The organism is Dietzia sp. Die43 (assembly GCF_024519835.1).
In the GTDB taxonomy this organism is placed as follows: domain Bacteria; phylum Actinomycetota; class Actinomycetes; order Mycobacteriales; family Mycobacteriaceae; genus Dietzia; species Dietzia kunjamensis.
In genome coordinates, this window is the sequence record NZ_JALJRF010000003.1 from 47,828 (window position 1) to 65,839 (window position 18,012).

At 72.0% G+C, this 18,012-nt stretch carries 18 protein-coding genes; 15 read left to right on the plus strand and 3 right to left on the minus strand.

The genetic code is table 11. From position 1 onward, the window contains the following. Positions 1–95: 95 nt before the first annotated feature. The 3 genes from rplM (at position 96) to glmM (ending at position 2,595) form a co-directional block, all read left to right on the plus strand. Positions 96–539 (plus strand): 50S ribosomal protein L13, encoded by a 444-nt coding sequence (gene rplM, locus NR111_RS03095; RefSeq protein ID WP_007627425.1) that lies wholly within the window; start codon positions 96–98, stop codon positions 537–539. Continuing rightward, positions 536–1,078 (plus strand): 30S ribosomal protein S9, encoded by a 543-nt coding sequence (gene rpsI / locus NR111_RS03100; protein WP_069389715.1) that lies wholly within the window; start codon positions 536–538, stop codon positions 1,076–1,078. The genes rplM and rpsI overlap by 4 nt, the downstream gene beginning before the upstream one ends. Positions 1,079–1,236: 158 nt before the next feature. Continuing rightward, positions 1,237–2,595 (plus strand): phosphoglucosamine mutase, encoded by a 1,359-nt coding sequence (gene glmM, locus NR111_RS03105; protein ID WP_256819866.1) that lies wholly within the window; start codon positions 1,237–1,239, stop codon positions 2,593–2,595. 58 nt (positions 2,596–2,653) lie between these two features. On the opposite strand, the gene NR111_RS03110 is transcribed toward glmM, so the two are convergent. After that, entirely contained in the window at positions 2,654–3,526 is an 873-nt protein-coding gene (locus NR111_RS03110) for a dienelactone hydrolase family protein (protein WP_256819867.1), read from the minus strand. Positions 3,527–3,599: 73 nt separating this feature from the next. Here NR111_RS03110 and glmS point away from each other — a divergent pair, with 73 nt between their 5' ends. Genes glmS through tsaD form a run of 8 tightly spaced genes read left to right on the plus strand, consistent with a single transcriptional unit; the run spans position 3,600 to position 12,392 of the window. After that, positions 3,600–5,456: a glutamine--fructose-6-phosphate transaminase (isomerizing) gene (glmS, locus tag NR111_RS03115; protein WP_067712623.1), complete on the plus strand. Its 1,857-nt coding sequence runs from the start codon at positions 3,600–3,602 to the stop codon at positions 5,454–5,456. 19 nt (positions 5,457–5,475) lie between these two features. Next, a complete protein-coding gene (locus NR111_RS03120) occupies positions 5,476–7,089 on the plus strand; it encodes a bifunctional ADP-dependent NAD(P)H-hydrate dehydratase/NAD(P)H-hydrate epimerase (protein ID WP_256819868.1) in 1,614 nt (537 codons plus the stop codon). Positions 7,090–7,118: 29 nt separating this feature from the next. Further along, a complete protein-coding gene (gene alr, locus NR111_RS03125; RefSeq protein WP_374210682.1) occupies positions 7,119–8,306 on the plus strand; it encodes an alanine racemase in 1,188 nt (395 codons plus the stop codon). After that, positions 8,303–9,607: an alpha/beta fold hydrolase gene (locus NR111_RS03130; protein WP_256819869.1), complete on the plus strand. Its 1,305-nt coding sequence runs from the start codon at positions 8,303–8,305 to the stop codon at positions 9,605–9,607. Before alr ends, NR111_RS03130 begins: the two co-directional genes overlap by 4 nt. Further along, the gene (locus NR111_RS03135) at positions 9,604–10,125 is read left to right on the plus strand and encodes a tRNA (adenosine(37)-N6)-threonylcarbamoyltransferase complex ATPase subunit type 1 TsaE (protein WP_256819870.1); all 522 of its coding nucleotides are present in this window, start codon (positions 9,604–9,606) and stop codon (positions 10,123–10,125) included. Before NR111_RS03130 ends, NR111_RS03135 begins: the two co-directional genes overlap by 4 nt. Before the next feature lie 4 nt (positions 10,126–10,129). Continuing rightward, positions 10,130–10,846 carry a tRNA (adenosine(37)-N6)-threonylcarbamoyltransferase complex dimerization subunit type 1 TsaB gene (tsaB, locus tag NR111_RS03140; RefSeq protein WP_256819871.1) on the plus strand — a complete coding sequence of 239 codons (717 nt, stop codon included), beginning with the start codon at positions 10,130–10,132 and terminating at the stop codon, positions 10,844–10,846. A gap of 53 nt (positions 10,847–10,899) precedes the next feature. Beyond that, positions 10,900–11,358 (plus strand): ribosomal protein S18-alanine N-acetyltransferase, encoded by a 459-nt coding sequence (gene rimI, locus NR111_RS03145; RefSeq protein ID WP_185951475.1) that lies wholly within the window; start codon positions 10,900–10,902, stop codon positions 11,356–11,358. Positions 11,359–11,366: 8 nt separating this feature from the next. Beyond that, positions 11,367–12,392 (plus strand): tRNA (adenosine(37)-N6)-threonylcarbamoyltransferase complex transferase subunit TsaD, encoded by a 1,026-nt coding sequence (tsaD, locus tag NR111_RS03150; protein WP_256819976.1) that lies wholly within the window; start codon positions 11,367–11,369, stop codon positions 12,390–12,392. Positions 12,393–12,440: 48 nt separating this feature from the next. On the opposite strand, the gene NR111_RS03155 is transcribed toward tsaD, so the two are convergent. Both NR111_RS03155 and NR111_RS03160 read right to left on the minus strand, forming a co-directional pair. Beyond that, positions 12,441–12,815, minus strand: a complete 375-nt coding sequence (locus NR111_RS03155) for a DUF4190 domain-containing protein (protein WP_256819872.1) — start codon at positions 12,813–12,815, stop codon at positions 12,441–12,443. 9 nt (positions 12,816–12,824) lie between these two features. Then, on the minus strand, positions 12,825–13,664 hold the full coding sequence (locus NR111_RS03160; RefSeq protein WP_256819873.1) for a formate/nitrite transporter family protein: 840 nt from the start codon (positions 13,662–13,664) through the stop codon (positions 12,825–12,827). A gap of 343 nt (positions 13,665–14,007) precedes the next feature. Here NR111_RS03160 and groES point away from each other — a divergent pair, with 343 nt between their 5' ends. The 4 genes from groES to NR111_RS03180 all read left to right on the plus strand — a co-directional run bounded on the left by groES (position 14,008) and on the right by NR111_RS03180 (position 17,921). After that, positions 14,008–14,301: a co-chaperone GroES gene (gene groES, locus NR111_RS03165; RefSeq protein WP_181694306.1), complete on the plus strand. Its 294-nt coding sequence runs from the start codon at positions 14,008–14,010 to the stop codon at positions 14,299–14,301. 122 nt (positions 14,302–14,423) lie between these two features. After that, the gene (gene groL, locus NR111_RS03170; RefSeq protein ID WP_256819874.1) at positions 14,424–16,046 is read left to right on the plus strand and encodes a chaperonin GroEL; all 1,623 of its coding nucleotides are present in this window, start codon (positions 14,424–14,426) and stop codon (positions 16,044–16,046) included. A 274-nt stretch (positions 16,047–16,320) separates the two neighbouring features. After that, positions 16,321–16,902, plus strand: coding sequence for a sigma-70 family RNA polymerase sigma factor (locus NR111_RS03175; RefSeq protein WP_132063545.1), 582 nt, complete (start codon positions 16,321–16,323; stop codon positions 16,900–16,902). Continuing rightward, positions 16,899–17,921 carry a hypothetical protein gene (locus tag NR111_RS03180; RefSeq protein ID WP_241729158.1) on the plus strand — a complete coding sequence of 341 codons (1,023 nt, stop codon included), beginning with the start codon at positions 16,899–16,901 and terminating at the stop codon, positions 17,919–17,921. Before NR111_RS03175 ends, NR111_RS03180 begins: the two co-directional genes overlap by 4 nt. Positions 17,922–18,012 lie beyond the last annotated feature (91 nt).

An 18,012-nucleotide genomic window follows, 5' to 3' on the forward strand; every position in this document is an offset into this window, starting at 1 on the left:
GGTGGACCACCTCGCGCGGGTCACCACCGGCCGCCGTTCGAGGGGGAGGGCGCCCGCCCGGCCGGCAGCCCACTAGACAGACAGAGGTATCGCCTGTGTCCACGTACACCCCCAAGCCCGGGGACGTGACGCGCGCCTGGTACGTCATCGACGCCACTGATGTGGTTCTCGGTCGACTCGCCGTCCAGGTCGCCAACATCCTCCGTGGCAAGCACAAGCCGCAGTTCGCCCCGAACGCCGACACCGGCGACTTCGTCATCATCATCAACGCCGACAAGGTCGCGATCTCGTCCAACAAGCGTGACCGCGTGGTGCAGCACCGCCACTCCGGTTTCCCGGGCGGCCTGAAGTCGCAGACCCTGGGCAAGGCCATGGACACCCGTCCCGACCGCGTCGTCGAGAAGGCCGTCAAGGGCATGCTGCCGAGCAACAAGCTCGGCCGTGCCGTCGCCTCCAAGCTCAAGGTGTACGCGGGTCCCGATCACCCGCACGCCGCCCAGCAGCCCGTGCCCTTCGAGATCAAGCAGGTGGCCCAGTGACCGACGAGAACATCACCCCCGAGGCCGAGGTCGCCGACGACGTGGTGGCGGACCTCGCCGCCGAGGTCGCCGAGGACTACAGCGAGGCCGACTACGCCGGTGGCACCGACTTCGTCGCCGACGCCGACGCCCAGCTGGGGTCGACCGTCACCTCCGGTCCGGCCCAGGCCGTCGGACGTCGCAAGGAAGCCGTCGCCCGCGTGCGCCTGCTCCCCGGTTCCGGCCAGTTCACCCTGAACGGCCGCACCCTCGAGGAGTACTTCCCGAATAAGGTGCACCAGCAGCTCGTCAAGTCGCCGCTGGTCCTCGTCGAGCGCGACGAGCAGTTCGACATCGTGGCACTGCTCCACGGTGGCGGCCCCTCGGGTCAGGCCGGCGCGCTGCGTCTGGCCATCGCCCGCGCGCTCATCCAGTACTCGCCGGACGACCGCCCGGCGCTCAAGAAGGCGGGCTTCCTCACGCGCGACGCCCGTGCCGTCGAGCGCAAGAAGGCCGGCCTCAAGAAGGCCCGTAAGGCCCCGCAGTACTCGAAGCGCTGATCCACCCGGGTCGCGTCACCGGAGCAGGCCCCTGCGTATGCGGGGGCCTGCTCCGGTCCATTTGCCCACTGCACTGTGGGTCGGGGTTATCCTGACCCGGCCATTCACGCCCACCGTCCGCGGCGGGGCGAACCACCACCCTCGGAGGACCACACGATATGACGCGACTGTTCGGCACCGACGGGGTCCGCGGACTCGCCAACCGGACCCTCACCGTCGACCTGGCCGTGCGCCTGGGGGCGGCCGCCGCGGCGGTCCTGGCGACCGAGGTCGAGCCGTCGCCCCGGCGGTCCGGATCCCGGCCCGTCGCCGTCGTCGGCCGTGACCCCCGTGTCTCCGGGGAGATGCTCGAGGCCGCCCTGGCCGCCGGCCTGGCGAGTCAAGGGGTCGACGTCCTGCTCGTCGGCGAGCTGCCGACCCCGGCCGTCGCCCACCTCACGGCCCAGCACGAGGCCGAGCTGGGTGCCGTGATCTCGGCCTCGCACAACGCGATGCCGGACAACGGCATCAAGTTCTTCGCCGCCGGGGGCCACAAGCTGGCCGACGAGGTGGAGGACCGTGTCGAGGCCGCCCTCACCGAAGGTGCCATCACCGGGCCGACCGGCTCGGCGATCGGTCGCATCTCGCGGGCGACGCCGGAGGACGCCCTGGACGGCTATGTCCGGCATCTGCTCGATGCCACGCCGGGCCGGTTGGACGGGCTCGTCGTCGTCGTCGACTGCGCGAACGGCGCCGCCAGCGCGGCGGCCCCGCGCGCCTACCGCGAGGCCGGCGCCACGGTGATCGAGATCCACGCCAGCCCCGACGGCTACAACATCAACGACAACTGCGGTTCCACCCACCTCGACGACGTCCGCGCCGCGGTGCGCGCGCACGGCGCCGACCTGGGCCTGGCGCACGACGGCGACGCGGACCGGTGTCTGGCCATCGACGCCTCCGGCGAGGTTGTCGACGGCGACCAGATCATGGCGATCCTGGCCCTGGCGATGCGCGACTCCGGGGAACTCGTCGGCAACACACTGGTGGCCACCATCATGAGCAACCTGGGGCTCAAGGTCGCCATGCGGGAGGCCGGGATCGAGATCACCGAGACCAAGGTGGGCGACCGCTACGTTCTCGAGCGTCTGCGCGAGGGTGGGTACAGCCTCGGCGGCGAACAATCCGGGCACCTCGTGCTGCCCGCCCACGCCACCACCGGTGACGGCGTGCTCACCGGGTTGCGCCTCATGGCCCGCATGGCGGAGACCGGCAAGTCGCTGGCCGAGCTCGCCGGGGTCATGACCGTGCTGCCGCAGGTGCTCGTCAACGTGCCGGTCGAGGACAAGGCCGCAGTCGTGGCATCCGAGGCGGTCTGTGACGCCGTGGTGGGGGAGGAGCGCAGGCTCGGCTCCACAGGCCGCGTGCTTCTGCGTCCCTCCGGCACCGAGCAGCTCGTCCGCGTGATGGTCGAGGCGGAGGACGCGAACCTGGCCGGCGAGGTCGCCGAGCGCCTGGCGGGCGTGGTCGCCGCCGTGTGACCGGCCGGGCCCGTGCGCTCTGCTGCGCCGGGCCCGGCGACCGGGCCCCGGAGGGCGATCAGCCGCCCGTGAAGGACTTGACCAGCTTGAGCATCGGCGGGGCGCTGGCGAGCAGGTCGTCGGCCTCCTCGTCGAGCATCTCGTGGGTGACCGTGACGGTGCCCTTGAACTCCGCCTCCGGATCGGCGAACGCGGCATAGGTGTCGTCGTCGGTCAGGGTGGCCAGCAGGTACCCCGCCAGCAGCGGGCGCACGGCCCGATGGGTGCGGAGGTCGGGGTCCGCCAACCCGACCCGCTCGAGAAGCGGGTTGCGCTCGACCAGACCCGTCTCGATCGCCTTCTCCAGGCGTCGGTGTACCAGGTCGCCGCGCCACAGGCGCTGCAGATCGCGGGCGTCCTCGGAGTGGACCCCGCCCGCACCCGAGAGCAGCAGGGCGGGGGCGTCGACGGTCATCGCCCGATCGGCGGCCGAGGGCACGGTCTCGGTGGGGAAGACCATGACCACCCCGTCGATGTCGGTGCGCTGGGAGGCCAGCAGCGCGGCGACCCCGCCGCCGAGACCGTGCCCGGCCACGGCGATCCGGTGTGGATCTGCCCGGACGGCCCCACGGCCCAGGGTGGCCTGGAGGACGTCCTCCAGCGCGGCGGACAGGTGATCCGCGTAGTGCTGGTGGTTCGGCCTCAGGCCGCGGTCCGAGGCGGGCGCCACCACCACGAACCCCCACGACGCGAGATGCTTGAGGGTGTCGACGTAGTCCTCGGGCCCCCTGGTCCAGTCGTGGGCCCAACCCACGAGCGGGGCCGGCGACGGAGCGCCGCGGGGGACGAACACGACCCCCGGCGTCCCGGTGAAACCGAGGTCGCCCCTGTCGACACCGTAGGGGCCGCGTCGGGACACCCGGGCGAGCAGTTCCTTCGTCTTCTTGGCCACGATGGCCACAGTATCGCCTCGGGGGCGACGAAGGGGCGAGGGTCCCCGGACTGCGTGGCTACACTTAGCGGCCATGTGCGGAATCGTCGGATATGTCGGGCACAGGCCCGCCCTCCCTGTCGTCGTCGAGGCCCTGCGGCGGATGGAGTACCGCGGCTACGACTCGGCTGGTGTCGCCGTCCTCGACGGCGCGGGCACCTCCCGGGTCGAGAAGAAGGAGGGCAAGCTCGCCAACCTCGAGGCGGAGCTCACGGCGGCGGGCGGGGACGGGTTCCCGGGTACCACCGGCATCGGCCACACCCGCTGGGCCACCCACGGTCGCCCGAGCGACCGGAACGCCCACCCGCACGTCTCGGGCGACGTCGCGATCGTGCACAACGGCATCATCGAGAACTTCGCCCCGCTGCGCGCGGAGCTCGAGGCCGCCGGGGTCGATCTGGAGTCCGACACCGACTCGGAGGTGGCTGCCCACCTGGTGCGGTGCGAGATGGAGTCGGGCCGCAGCGGCGGTGACTTCGTCGCCGCGTGCCGCACCGTGCTCCGCCGCCTCGAGGGCGCGTTCACCCTGGTCTTCAGCCACGCGGCCCACCCGGACGTCCTGGTGGCCGCGCGCCGCTCGACCCCGCTGGTGCTGGGCGTCGGCGAAGGCGAGATGTTCCTCGGTTCCGACGTCGCGGCGTTCATCGAGCACACCCGCGAGGCGGTCGAGCTCGGCCAGGACAACGTCGTGGTGTTGCGGGCCGACTCCTACGAGATCACCGACTTCGCCGGAGAGCCCAGCGAGGGGCGCCCCTTCCACATCGACTGGGATCTCGCCGCCGCCGAGAAGGGCGGTTACGACTACTTCATGCTCAAGGAGATCGCCGAGCAGCCGCAGGCGGTCGCCGACACGCTGCTGGGCCATTTCCAGAACGGCCGCATCGTGTTGGACGAGCAGCGGATGACCGACCAGGACCTGAGGGACATCGACAAGGTGTTCATCGTCGCCTGCGGCAGCGCCTATCACTCCGGCATGGTCGCCAAGTACGCGATCGAGCACTGGACGCGCCTGCCATGCGAGGTCGAGATCGCCTCGGAGTTCCGCTACCGCGACCCGGTCCTGGACCGTTCCACGCTGGTGGTGGCCATCTCCCAGTCCGGCGAGACCGCGGACACCCTCGAGGCGGTCCGCCACGCCAAGTCCCAGAAGGCGCGCGTCCTGGCCGTGTGCAACACCAACGGCTCGCAGATCCCGCGCGAGGCTGACGCCGTCCTGTACACGCACGCCGGTCCCGAGATCGGTGTGGCGTCGACGAAGGCGTACCTGGCGCAGATCACCGCCAACTACCTCGTGGGCCTCGCGCTCGCGCAGGCCCGCGGCACCAAGTACCCGGACGAGGTCGCCGCCGAGTTCCGTCAACTCGAGCAGATGCCGCACGAGATCCAGAAGGTCGTGGACTCCCTCGACCCGGTCCGCGGGATCGCCCGGGAGCTCGCCGGCGCCAAGTCGGTGCTGTTCCTGGGGCGCCACGTCGGCTACCCGACGGCCCTCGAGGGCGCGCTCAAGCTCAAGGAGCTCGCGTACATGCACGCCGAGGGCTTCCCGGCGGGCGAACTCAAGCACGGGCCCATCGCGCTCATCGAGGAGGGCCTGCCGGTCTTCATCGTGATGCCGCCGGTCGAGGGCCGCGGGGTGCTGCACTCGAAGCTGGTGAGCAACATCCAGGAGATCCGGGCCCGCGGCGCGCGGACCATCGTGATCGCCGAGGAGGGTGACGACGTCGTCCGGCCGCTGTCGGACTACTTCATCCCGATCCCGGCGTCGACCACTCTCCTGCAGCCGCTGCTGGCCACCATCCCGTACCAGGCGTTCGCGGCCGAGGTCGCGGCCGCGCGGGGGTACGACGTGGACAAGCCGCGGAACCTCGCCAAGTCCGTCACGGTCGAGTAGGACGGCGGGGGCCACGGCAATGAGGCGCGCTCACCCGGTCGGGCAGATCAGGGATGCCGAGCGCCCGCTCATCGCCGCCGCCGCAGCCTCCGGGGACCCGGATGCGGTGATGCGCCGTGCCGCGGCCGGGGTGGCCCACCACACCGCCGTCCTCCTGAGGGAGCGCACCGGGGGCCTCTATGGCCGGACGGTGCAGTTGCTGGTCGGTGCCGGCGACAACGGGGGCGACGCGCTCTACGCCGGCGCGATGCTCCGGGCCCGTGGCTGTCGCGTCGACGCCGTGATGCTCGACCCGGACCGCGCACACGCTCGCGGCCTGGTCGCCCTGCGCCGTGTCGGCGGGCGGATCCACGACACGGAGTCGGTGGGCTCTCGTCTTCCGGTCCCGGATGTCGCCGTCGACGGCGTGGTGGGCCTGGGCGGACGCGGACCGCTGCGCCAGCCGGCCGACCGGATCGTCAACGGCCTGGCCGCGGCCGGGGTTCCGTGGGTCGCAGTGGATCTGCCCAGCGGGGTCGACGCCGACACCGGCACCGTCCACGACGCCCACGTTCCCGCCACCCTCACCGTGACGTTCGGGCTGCTGCGGCGGGCCCACTTGCTGGCTTCGCCGGTGTGCGGCCGCGTCGAGGTGGTGGATATCGGCCTCATCGATCCCACGGATCCCGCGCAGGCGCGTCGTCTGCAGATGCAGGAGCGCGTGCCGGACTATCTGAGCGCCGGTCCGAACACTGTCGTCGCCCACTCCCGCGCCGAGGTGGGGCGCACGTGGCCGGTGCCCGGCCCGGCCGACGACAAGTACACCCAGGGCGTCGTGGCCGTGCGCGCCGGATCCGACCGGTACCCGGGGGCGGCGGTGCTGTGTGCGTCCGCCGCGGTGGCGGCGACGTCGGGGATGGTGAGGTACGTCGGATCCGCCGCGGGGGCGGTGCTCGCGGCCCGACCGGAGGTGGTGTGCCACCCGACGGTGGCCGAGGCCGGCACCGCCCAGGCGTGGGTGGTGGGGCCGGGCGGCGGGACGGGGACCGACGCGGTGGCCGACATCGACGCGGTCCTGTCGACGGGACGGCCCACCGTCCTCGACGCCGACGCCCTCACCTGCATCGCCACCCACCCCGTGCTGCTGCGCAGCGCCACCGCGCCCGTACTGCTCACCCCGCATGCCGGCGAGTTCGACCGCCTCACCGGTGGATGGGACCGCGGGGACCGCCCCGGCGCGCTGCGCCGCTTCGTCGCGGGTCTGCGCGAGCGCGGGATCGGGGCGACGGTGCTGCTCAAGGGGCGGGTCACCCTGATAGACGACGGCGAGACGACGTTCGCCGTGGATGTCGGTTCCTCGTGGGCCGCGACAGCGGGCTCGGGCGATGTCCTGGCCGGGATGGCGGGCGCGCTGCTGGCGAGCGGCATGGGTGTCGGTGGCATGGATGTAGGTGGCACGGTGGTCGGTGGCAGGGGCGTGGGCGGTTCCGTTCCCGGGGAGTCGTTGGCGTGGCCGGCGGTCGCGGCCGCGACGGCGCACGGGGAGGCCGCGCGGCGGGCCGCGCACCGCCAGGGAGTGGCGGGTGCGCCGATCGGGGCCTCCGATCTGCTGGCAGCAGTGCCGGGAGCGATCTCCGCCCTGCGGGGGGCGTGAATCGCCCACCGGTGGTGCTTTTTGGCAGTATTGACGAAATGGGTCCAGTTGTCCCCCCGGCGCCGTGCCGCGCCGAGATCGATCTGGACGCGATCGAGCACAACAGTCGCGTCCTGGTCCGAGCTGCGCGCGGGGCGCGGGTCATGGCCGTGGTCAAGGCGGACGCCTATGGTCACGGGGCCGTCCCGGTCTCACTGGCCGCACTGCGCGGTGGCGCGCACGCCCTCGGCGTGACGACCATCGCGGAGGCGACGCAGCTTCGGTCGGCGGGGATCGGGGCCGAGATCCTGGCGTGGCTCTACTCGGCGTCCGATGACGTCCGGTCGGCCCTGGAGGCCGACATCGACCTCGCCGTCCCGAGCCCGGGTCACCTCGACACCGTTCTCGAGGCCGCCCGACGTACCGGCCGCCGCGCGCGGATCACCCCCAAGATCGACACGGGTCTCGCCCGGTCGGGCATCGCGTTGGAGGACTGGCCGGTCGTGCTCGAGCGGCTGGTCGCGGCGACCGCCGGCGGTCTCGTCGAGGTGACGGGGTTGATGGCGCACTTCGCCCACGCCGATGATCCGGGCAACCCGGTGATCGACCTGCAGGTGGCCAGGCTGCACGAGTGCGTGTCCCTCGCGCGTGCCCGGGGGCTGGAGTGCCCGGTCAACCACCACGCCAACTCGGCGGCGACCCTGACCCGCCCCGAGGACGGTTTCGAGATGGTCCGGCCGGGGATCGCGCTCTACGGTCTCAACCCGGTCGAGGGCCTGGAGGCCGACCTGGTCCCGGCCATGACGTTCTCGGCGGAGGTCCTCCTGGTGAGGCGCGTGGCCGCCGGTCAGGGCGTGAGCTACGGGCACACGTGGCACGCCCCCCACGACACCACCGTTGCCCTGATCGCTGCCGGTTACGCCGACGGGGTGTGGCGGCTGCTGTCGGGCCGGATGGACGTCACGATCGGCGGACGCCGGTATCCGAACGTCGGCCGCGTCTGCATGGACCAGTTCGTCGTCGACCTCGGCCCGGAGCCCGCCACGCCGGTCCGGGTGGGGGACACCGCGGTGCTGTTCGGGAACGGGGCCGACGGCGGCCCCACGGCCGCCGAGTGGGCCAGGACGGTCGGCACCATCCACTACGAGGTGGTCACCGCGGTGCGGGGGCGAGCCGAGAGGCACCACGTCCTTCGTGCGTCACACGGTGCCGACCGGGGGCGGGAGGCCGCGATATGAGCGAGGACGACGACGACGGCGAGGTGACCGGTCGCAGCGGAAGGCCCCGGATCCGTCTGCCCAGACGCCCGGCCCGGTCCGCGGCCGAGGGGCCGGTGGAGATCCGACCACCCCAGGTCGTGGGGGGTGCGCCCGGGGATCTCGAGGCAATCAGGGAGCATATCCGGACCCCGGGAGGGCTGCGTGCGGGCCTGGGAGCCCTCGGTGCGGCCACGCTCGGTTCGGTGGTCACGCTGCTGCCCGGTCGACGGGCCAACGACCCGTGGGCCGGCGAGGACATGTGGGAACTCGGAGTGGACCGTGGCTCCATGGTCGCGGCCTCCGACGGCGTTCCGCTCGCGGTGCGGGAGGCCGGGCCCACCGATGCGCCGATGACCGTCGTGTTCGCCCACGGCTACACCCTGTCGATGGACAGCTGGCACTTCCAGCGGCGGCATCTCGCGGACCGGTTCGGCTCGGAGATCCGGATGGTGTTCTACGACCAGCGTGGACACGGGCTGAGCGGGATGAGTTCGCGGAAGAACTCCACCATCGACCAGCTGTCCCGGGACCTCGACACCGTCATCTCGGCGACGGCACCCACCGGTCCGGTGGTGGTGATCGGGCATTCCATGGGCGGGATGACGGTCATGGGATATGCCGCGCGCCACCCGGAGACCGTACGGGAGCGCGTCCTGGGGGCCGGGCTGGTCTCCACCGCCATGGCCGAGCTCTCCGAGGCGGGGCTCGGCGCGGTGCTCGACAACAAATCCGTCGCGCGGCTCGCCGGTCTCGCAGGCCGGAGTCCCGGGGTGTTCACCAACGGTCGGCGGGCCCTCGGGGCGCTCATCTCGCCGTTCATCTACGGCGGCTCGTTCGGTGACCCCGCCACGATGAGCCCGACCGTCGCCCGGTTCGTGGACAAACTCATCGGCTCGACCGACGTGCTGACCATCGCCAACTTCTTCGAGACCCTCACCCAGCACGACGAGTCGGCCGCCGTGCCCGTCCTGCGGGACGTCCGCACGACCGTCCTGTGCGGTGACCGCGACCTGCTCACCCCGCTCGACCGGTCGGTCGACATCGTCGAGGAACTGCCGGACGCCGAGTTCGTGGTGGTCCCGGGAGCCGGGCACATGGTGATGCTGGAGGAGCCCGCCCACGTGTCCGAGGTGCTGGGGGACCTCGTGGCCGACGCGGTCATCGAATGGCGGGAGCGGGAGCGTCGCGCCGACGGCGTGGGCCGCGCCGCCACGCCCCCGCCGGACCGGAGCGCCGGCGGGGAGAAGCCCCCGTCCACCGACCACGACAGGGCCTCGTGACGATCCGCGTCCCCGGGGAGTGTGACCTGCCGACAGTGGAGGACACCCGAGCACTGGGCGTCGAGCTCGCCGGCCTGCTCCGGGCCGGCGACGTGGTGGTCCTCGACGGGCCCCTCGGCGCCGGCAAGACCGCCCTGACCACCGGGATCGCCGCCGGCCTTGGGGTGCGCGGCCGCGTCACCTCGCCGACCTTCGTCATCGCCCGTCGCCACGCCCCGGCGACGCCCGGCCGTCCGGGGCTGGTCCACGTCGACGCCTACCGACTGCTCGGCGGTCAGGACCCGGACGGTCCGCAACCGACCAGGGGCGACCTGGCCGACGAACTGGAATCGCTCGATCTCGACACGGCACTCGACAGCGACGTGGTGGTCGTCGAGTGGGGCGCCGGATTCGTCGACTCCCTCGTCGAGGCGCCACTGGTCGTCACTCTGCGACGGCCCGACGGCACCGACGTCCGGACGGCGAGCTGGCGCCGGGACGCCTCGGACGGTCCCGCACCCGGCCCGGCGGTACCCTGACCCCGTGCTCGTCCTCGCCGTAGACACCTCCACGCCCTTCGTCACCGCAGGGGTGTGCCGACTCGTGCCCGGCGACCGGGACCCGCAGGTGGATGCACTGGCCACCCGGGTCACCGAGGACGCCCGCGCCCACGCGGAGCTGCTCACCCCGCACATCCTCGAGTGCCTCACCGCCGCGGGCCTCACGCCGGGCGAGCTCGACGCCGTGGTCGTGGGCATCGGTCCGGGACCGTTCACCGGCCTGCGCGTCGGGATGGCGACCGCGGCCGCATTCGCCGACGCCATCTCCAGGCCGGTCCACGGGGTGTGTTCGCTGGACGGGCTCGCGGCCACCGCGCGCGCCGCCGGGTCGACCGGAGACCTCGTCGTCGTCACCGACGCCCGCCGCCGGGAGGCCTACCACGCCCGCTACTCCGCGGACGGCACGCGGACCTCGGGCCCCACGGTGGGCCCCGCCGCCGGGATCGACGCGGACGGCGTCGACCACCTGGTCGGCGACCCCGTACGCCTGGGAGAGGTCACCGCCGCCGGTCACGCCGCCGCGGGGATCCTCGAGGCGGTCACCGCGCCCGACCCCGCCGGCCTCGTCACCGTCGCGGCCTCCGACCTCCTCGCGGGCACGGCCCCGGCGCCGCTGGAACCGCTCTACCTGCGTCGGCCCGACGCCGTCCCGCCCCGGCGCGCCGCACCCTCGACCGCGCTGCGGGGGGTCCGGCGGTGACCGGGACGCCGCCGGACGCGATCGTGCACGACCATCTGGTCGCCGACGACGCCATGCGCTGCGCCGACCTCGAGAGGGTGCTGTTCCCCGCCGACGGTCCGTGGTCGGCCGCCGCGTTCCTGTCGGAGATCGGCTCCCGGCACACCCACTGCTTCGCGGCGCGGGCGGACGGGGTCCTCGTCGGTTACGCCGTGCTGGCCGTGCTCGGACCCGAGGGGGATCGTGAGTACGAGGTGCACACCATCGGGGTCGATCCGGCCCACCAGGGGCGGGGGATCGGGCGCACGCTGCTGCGCCGCATGCTCGACGTGGCGGACGCGGACGCGGCGCCGGTGGTGCTGGACGTGCGGACCGACAACGTCCCGGCCCGCACCCTGTACGAGGCCCACGGGTTCGAGGTGGTGGGGCTGCGTCCCCGGTACTACCGGCCCAGCAGGGCCGACGCGCACCTCATGGTGCGGCCGGCGGGAGCGCGAGGGCAGAACGACGGAGGGAAGGTGAGCGACCGGTGAGAACCGTCATGGGGATCGAGAGCTCGTGCGACGAGACGGGGGTCGCCGTCGCGCGCGTGCACGACGACGGCCGCGCGGAGTTGCTGTCCGACGTGGTCGCCTCGTCGATGTCCGAGCACGCCCGGTTCGGCGGGGTCGTCCCGGAGATCGCCTCCCGCGCCCACCTCGAGGCGCTCGTGCCGACCGTTCGCGCCGCCCTCGCCGAGGCGGGGCTGCAGCGGCCGGACGCCGTCGCCGCCACCATCGGACCCGGCCTGTCCGGGGCGCTGCTCGTGGGGTCGTCCGCCGCCAAGGCCTATGCGGCCGCGTGGGGGGCCCCGTTCTACGCCGTCAACCACCTCGTCGGCCACGTCGCCGTCGCGGGCTTCGACGGTGACCCGCTTCCCGAGTGCGTGGCCCTGCTGGTCTCCGGTGGGCACACCCAGCTGCTGCACGTCCGCTCGCTCACCGAGCCGGTCGTCGAACTCGGGTCGACCGTCGACGACGCGGCCGGGGAGGCCTACGACAAGGTGGCCCGGCTGCTCGGCCTGGGGTACCCGGGCGGGCCCGTGATCGATCGGCTCGCGGGCACCGGTGACCCCACGGCGATCGCGTTCCCGCGCGGGATGACCGGACCACGCGACGCCCGGCACGACTTCTCCTTCTCCGGGCTCAAGACCTCGGTCGCCCGACGCATCGAGGCCGCCGAACGCGACGGCGAGCAGCTCGACGTGGCGGACGTCGCGGCCTCGTTCCAGGAGGCGGTGGCCGACGTGCTCACCATGAAGGCTGTCCGGGCCTGCACCGACCTGGGCGTGGACACCCTGCTCGTGGGTGGCGGGGTCGCCGCCAACTCGAGGTTGCGTGACCTCGCCGCGAGCAGGTGTGCCGACGCGGGCCTGACCCTGCGCGTCCCGCGGCCGCGGTTGTGCACCGACAACGGCGCCATGGTGGTGGGGATCGCCTCGGCGCTCCTCGCCGCGGACGCGGACCCCAGCCCCCTGACCGTGGCGGCCGACCCCGGGCTGCCGGTCGAGGTCACCCAGGTCGCCTGATCACCATGGTCGCCTCATCACCACGGTCGCCGTGACCGGCCCCATCGCCTAGTAGCCGAGGAGCGCCATCCCCACTGTGGTGAACGTGAAGGCCATCAGCAGGAACGCGGCGACCCCGGCCAGACAAAGGTAGCCGATCACGAGGGCGGACACGGCCATCTCCCTTCCGGCCTCGCCGCTGCGGGTGATCTGCCTGAGGGACGTGTGTCCGATCGCGACCACGAGGACCGCGACGGCGGCCGGGACCAGCGGCACGAACAGGCCGAGGAACGAGCCGAACACCACGTTCGCGACGGCGATCACGAGAGCGACGACGGCCAGTGTGTTGGTCCCGGGAGGGTGGAACGATCCCGGCGTGCCGTCGGACCCGGTTCGGCGGCGCGGCCCGTCGGGCCGATCCCCTGGCTTCTCGGGTGGGTGCATACGAGGAGGTCACTCCTGGGGTGGGTGGGTGTGGCCCGCCGGTGCCCCGGGGGAGCGGTCGACCCGCGTCCGTTGCGCGAAGTAAAGTCCCAACCCCGCGAGGGTGATCCCGCCGATGAAGTTACCGACATGCACCGGGATCTGGTTCCACAGCAGCCAGTCGGTGATGCTCACATCGGCCCCGAGCATCATGCCCGCGGGGATCGTGAAGTGGTTGACGACCGCGTGCTCGTAACCGAGCGCGAAGAACGTGAGGATCGGCAGCCAGATGGCGAGGATCTTGCCCGAGGTGCTCGTGGAGGAGAACGACATGATCACGCCGAGCGCGACCAGCCAGTTGCACAGCACGGCGCTCAACGTCACCCAACCGAGTCCGGTGACGACGCCGGCTTCCTTGTAGGCCACCGTCTTCTCCACTGCGAGGTCCACCAGGCCCTGGGCCCCGGTGGCGTCGGGTTCGGTCCCCATCCCGGTGAGCACGGAGGTCAGCATCCACGCCGCCGCGAGCCCGCCGACAGTGTGCCCGAGGATCATCCAGCCGAAGATCCGTAGGCAGTCGCGCGCCCGGATGCGGCCCTCCATCGCGGCCAGCGGGACCAGCCCGTAGGCGCCGGTGACGAGTTCCCAGCCGAGCAGGACGACCATGGTGAGGCCCAGTGGGAAGAGCACGGCGCCGAGGATCGCCACTCCGGTCGCCTCGGTGGCCACGACGGCCAGAAGGGTGGCCGCGCCGAGCAGGTAGACGGCGAGGAAGCCGCGGAGGGCCAGTTGCCACCCCGGGGCGTCGGCTTTCGCCTCCCCGCCCTCGACTGCGGCGGTGACGATGTCCGGGGGCGCGACTGCGGTCATTTCTGGGCCTCGCTGTACTCGATCGGGATCGGGTCGGGCAGAGGGGGTGGTCCGGTTGATGTCCGTGCGGTGCGGGTGAGCCTACCCGCGGCGTCGACCCCCGCCGCCCGTTCTCCGATCTGCGTCAGACACCGTGGAGGCGAACCCGCACGCGGTTTCCTTGAGTGCTGGCACTCGCCTGTGTAGAGTGCCAATAGACACGGAGCTCCGAGGGCGCCACCCGCGACGGTGCACGCGGCAGCCCGGGTCGTACACAAACCACGGGCCGCCTAACGGCGTCCCGATCTGTTCAACCACACTCCGAGTCGCCCGGCATCCGGGCGGCCACACCCCATACGGGAGGATCATCGTGGCGATCAAGCCGCTTGAGGACAAGATTCTCGTCCAGGCCCTCGAGGCCGAGACCACCACGGCGTCGGGTCTCGTCATCCCGGACACCGCCAAGGAGAAGCCCCAGGAGGGCACCGTCGTCGCGGTCGGCAAGGGCCGCTTCGACGAGGACGGCGACCGCATCCCCATGGACATCAAGGAGGGGGACAAGGTCATCTACTCGAAGTACGGCGGCACCGAGATCAAGTACGAGGGTAAGGAGTACCTGATCCTCTCCTCGCGTGACGTCCTCGCGGTCATCGACTGACGTGAGCTGTTGACCCCCGCCCCGGCGGCGCCGGCCAGAGCCAGGCACCACCGGGGCGGAGGTGTCTCACCCCGCGGTACCCGCCCGTCACGACCACCCACTTCCCTCCAGGAGTTCCATCGATGTCCAAATTGATCGCGTTCGACGAGGAGGCCCGCAAGGGCATGCTCGCCGGTGTCGACGAGCTCGCCGACACAGTCAAGGTCACGCTCGGCCCGAAGGGCCGCCACGTCGTGCTCGCCAAGGCCTTCGGCGGGCCCACCGTCACCAATGACGGTGTCTCCATCGCCCGCGAGATCGAGCTCTCCGAGCCGTTCGCGAACCTCGGCGCCCAGCTGGTCAAGAGTGTCGCCACCAAGACCAACGACGTCGCCGGCGACGGCACCACCACCGCCACCGTGCTCGCCCAGGCGCTCATCCGCCAGGGGCTGCGCAACGTGGCGGCCGGCTCCAACCCGATGGCGATGGGCAAGGGCATCGAGAAGGCCTCCGCCGCCGTCGTGGAGTTCCTCCGCGCGGCAGCGACACCGGTCTCCGGCTCGGACGCCGTCTCGCAGGTGGCGACCGTCTCGTCGCGTGACCCCGAGATCGGCCGCATGGTCGCCGAGGCGATGGACGCCGTCGGAGTCAACGGCGTCGTCTCCGTCGAGGAGTCCCAGGGGCTGCACACCGAGGTGTCGGTCACCGAGGGCATCGCCTTCGACAAGGGCTTCCTCTCGCCGTACTTCGTCACCGACCCCGACGAGCAGAAGGCCATCCACGAGGATGTGCTGATTCTGATCCACCGGGAGAAGATCAGCTCCCTGCCGGATCTGCTGCCGTTGCTGGAGAAGGTCGCCGAGACCGGCAAGCCGCTGCTCATCATCGCGGAGGACGTCGACGGCGAGGCGCTGTCGACCCTCGTGGTCAACTCGATCCGCAAGACCCTCAAGGTCGTCGCGATCAAGGCCCCGTTCTTCGGCGACCGGCGCAAGGCCTTCCAGGAGGACCTGGCGATCGTCACCAAGGGGCAGGTCATCAGCCCCGACCTGGGCATGAAGCTGTCGGAGTGCGGCCTCGACGTCCTCGGTCAGGCCCGACGTGTGACCGTGTCCAAGGACGAGACGATCATCGTCGACGGCGCCGGCGACCAGGCCGACGTCGACGCCCGAGTCGCGCAGCTCCGCCGAGAGGCCGAGGCCACCGACTCCGACTGGGACCGCGAGAAGCTCGAGGAGCGCGTCGCGAAGCTCGCCGGCGGTGTCGCCGTGATCCGCGTCGGTGCGGCCACCGAGACCGAGCTGACCGAGCGCAAGCTCCGCGTCGAGGACGCCGTCAACTCGGCCAAGGCGGCCGTGGAGGAGGGTGTCATCGCCGGCGGTGGCTCCGTGCTCGTCCAGGCGGCCGCCGCCCTCGAGCGGCTCGCCGCCGACACCGCTGACGCCGACGAGGCCGTCGGGGTGAACGTGGTCCGCAAGGCGCTGTCGGCACCGCTGTTCTGGATCGCCGCCAACGCCGGCGAGGACGGCTCCGTCGTGGTGAGCAAGGTCGCCGAGATGGGCCCTCGCGACGGCTTCAACGCCGCCGTGGGGGAGTACGGTGACCTGGTCTCCGCCGGGATCATCGACCCGGTGAAGGTCACCTCCTCCGCCGTGGTCAACGCCTGCTCGGTCGCCCGTATGGTCCTCACGACCGAGACGGCGATCGTCGAGAAGCCCGAGGAGAAGGCCGTCGGCGGTCACTCGCACGCCGGTCACTCGCACTGATCGCGTCCGGCCCCCCGGGCCCCGCTCTCCGCGCTGCGGGGGACGGGGCCCGGCCCCGTTCCGGGCCGGTCACGTGGTCGCACACGCCCCCCAGCGGTTACGCTTGGCGCTCAGCAGTGGTCCCACGACCCAGGGGTCACACGCCTATTCTGAGCCCGAGCCACCTCGGCCGTTGACGGGCCGGGACGTGGGATCCGTCGTGACGTGCGTCGCGACCCGAGAGAAAGGCCGTGCCCCGTAACACATCCGTGTAACACGGGGCCCCCGAAATCCGATGACAGGTACAGCAGACGAGTTGGAACTCGCCGTAGCCGAGGCGGTCAAGGGTGACCGTGTCGCTGCCACGCGGGTGCTGGAGCTCGTGCGGCCCGGTGTGGTGCGGTATTGCCGTTCCCGCGTCGGCGGCTCGGAGAGGGTCAACCTGTCTGCTGACGATGTCGCCCAGGAGGTTCTGATCGCGGTTCTCTCGGCTCTGCCGGGGTACCGGGACCAGGGACGTCCCTTCATGGCCTTCGTGTACGGGATCGCGGCCCACAAGGTCGCGGACGCCCATCGTGGCGCCGCGCGGAACAAGTCCGACCCCGTGGAGTACCTCCCCGAGGTGCTCTCGACCGACACGGGGCCGGAGGACCACGTCCTCGACGGCGAGGTGTCGAGAGCGGTGAGCCGCCTCCTCGAGACCCTGCCCGAGAAGCAGAGGGAGATCATCCGGCTACGTGTGGTGGTCGGACTCTCCGCGGAGGAGACCGCGGAGATCGTCGACAGTACGGCCGGGGCCGTGCGCGTCGCCCAACACCGGGCGATGAAGCAGCTCCGGGCGAGGATCGAGCAGGACGGAGAGGAGCGATGGCGATGAACGACGAAGTCGAACCCGGCACCCGGGACGACGACGCCTCGCTCTACGGGCCCGACGCGGATCAGGCCGAGGTGGATCGCGACGACGCCCTCCTCGACACGCTCGGACGAGGCGACCGCCCCGAGGGGGATGAGCCTCTCCTCGCACTGCTCGCGGACTGGCGCGCCGATCTGGACTCCGCCGAGCTGCCGGAGCTGCCCGGCGACGAGCAGATCGAGGTGGCCCTCGCTCCGAACGTCTCCCGACTGTGGCCCCGCCGCGGCCGGGTGCGGTCGAACGAGCACCATCACGGCCAGAGGCCGGCCCTGTGGCAGGCGGTGACCGGCGCTGCCGCAGTGGCGGCCGTGATAGTCGGCGGCCTGTCCGTGGCCGCGCACAGCGCGATGCCGGGCGACCCGCTCTGGGGCGTGTCCAAGACGATGTTCTCCGACCGTGCCGGGAACGTCGAACTGGTCAGTGATCTCAGTGAGTACCTCGCCGCCGCGGACCTCGCCGCCCGCGAGGGGGACCGCAACGAGGCCGAGCGTCTGCTCGACGAGGTGAGCGAGCGGCTCGACGAGGTCTCCGACGCGTCCGAACGTGTCGAGTTGATGAAGCGCCGCGACGCCATCAAGCGCGATCTCAGTCGGGTGACCCCGAGCGTCGTCCCGTCGCCCGCGCCGGCGCCGGCGCCCGCACCTAACCCGGCACCCGCACCCGCACCGGGCGCGGCGACGCTCGTGCCCGGCCTGCCCGTTCCGGTGCCGTCCAACCTGATCCCTCCGCCACCCGCGGGGATGCCGGTCATCCCGCTCCCTCTCGACGGGCTGCGGATCTCGACCACGCTGCAGATCCCGATCGACACCCAGCGGATCCAGGACTTCCTGTCACCGACCACAGGACGTCAGGGCGATGTGGACGACGACCGGGCGGTGACGGCGCCGACACCGAGCCGCACCACGGTGACGCAGGTACCCACGCCCACGCCGCCGGCGACCAGTCCTCAACAGACCTCGCAGTCGGTCCGACCGACGAACTGATCCCGGGACACGAGTCGATCCCCGCCCCTCTCGGAGGGACGGGGATCGACTCGTCTCTGTTCTTCCCGGCCGAACGGGTCGGCGCCGTCGC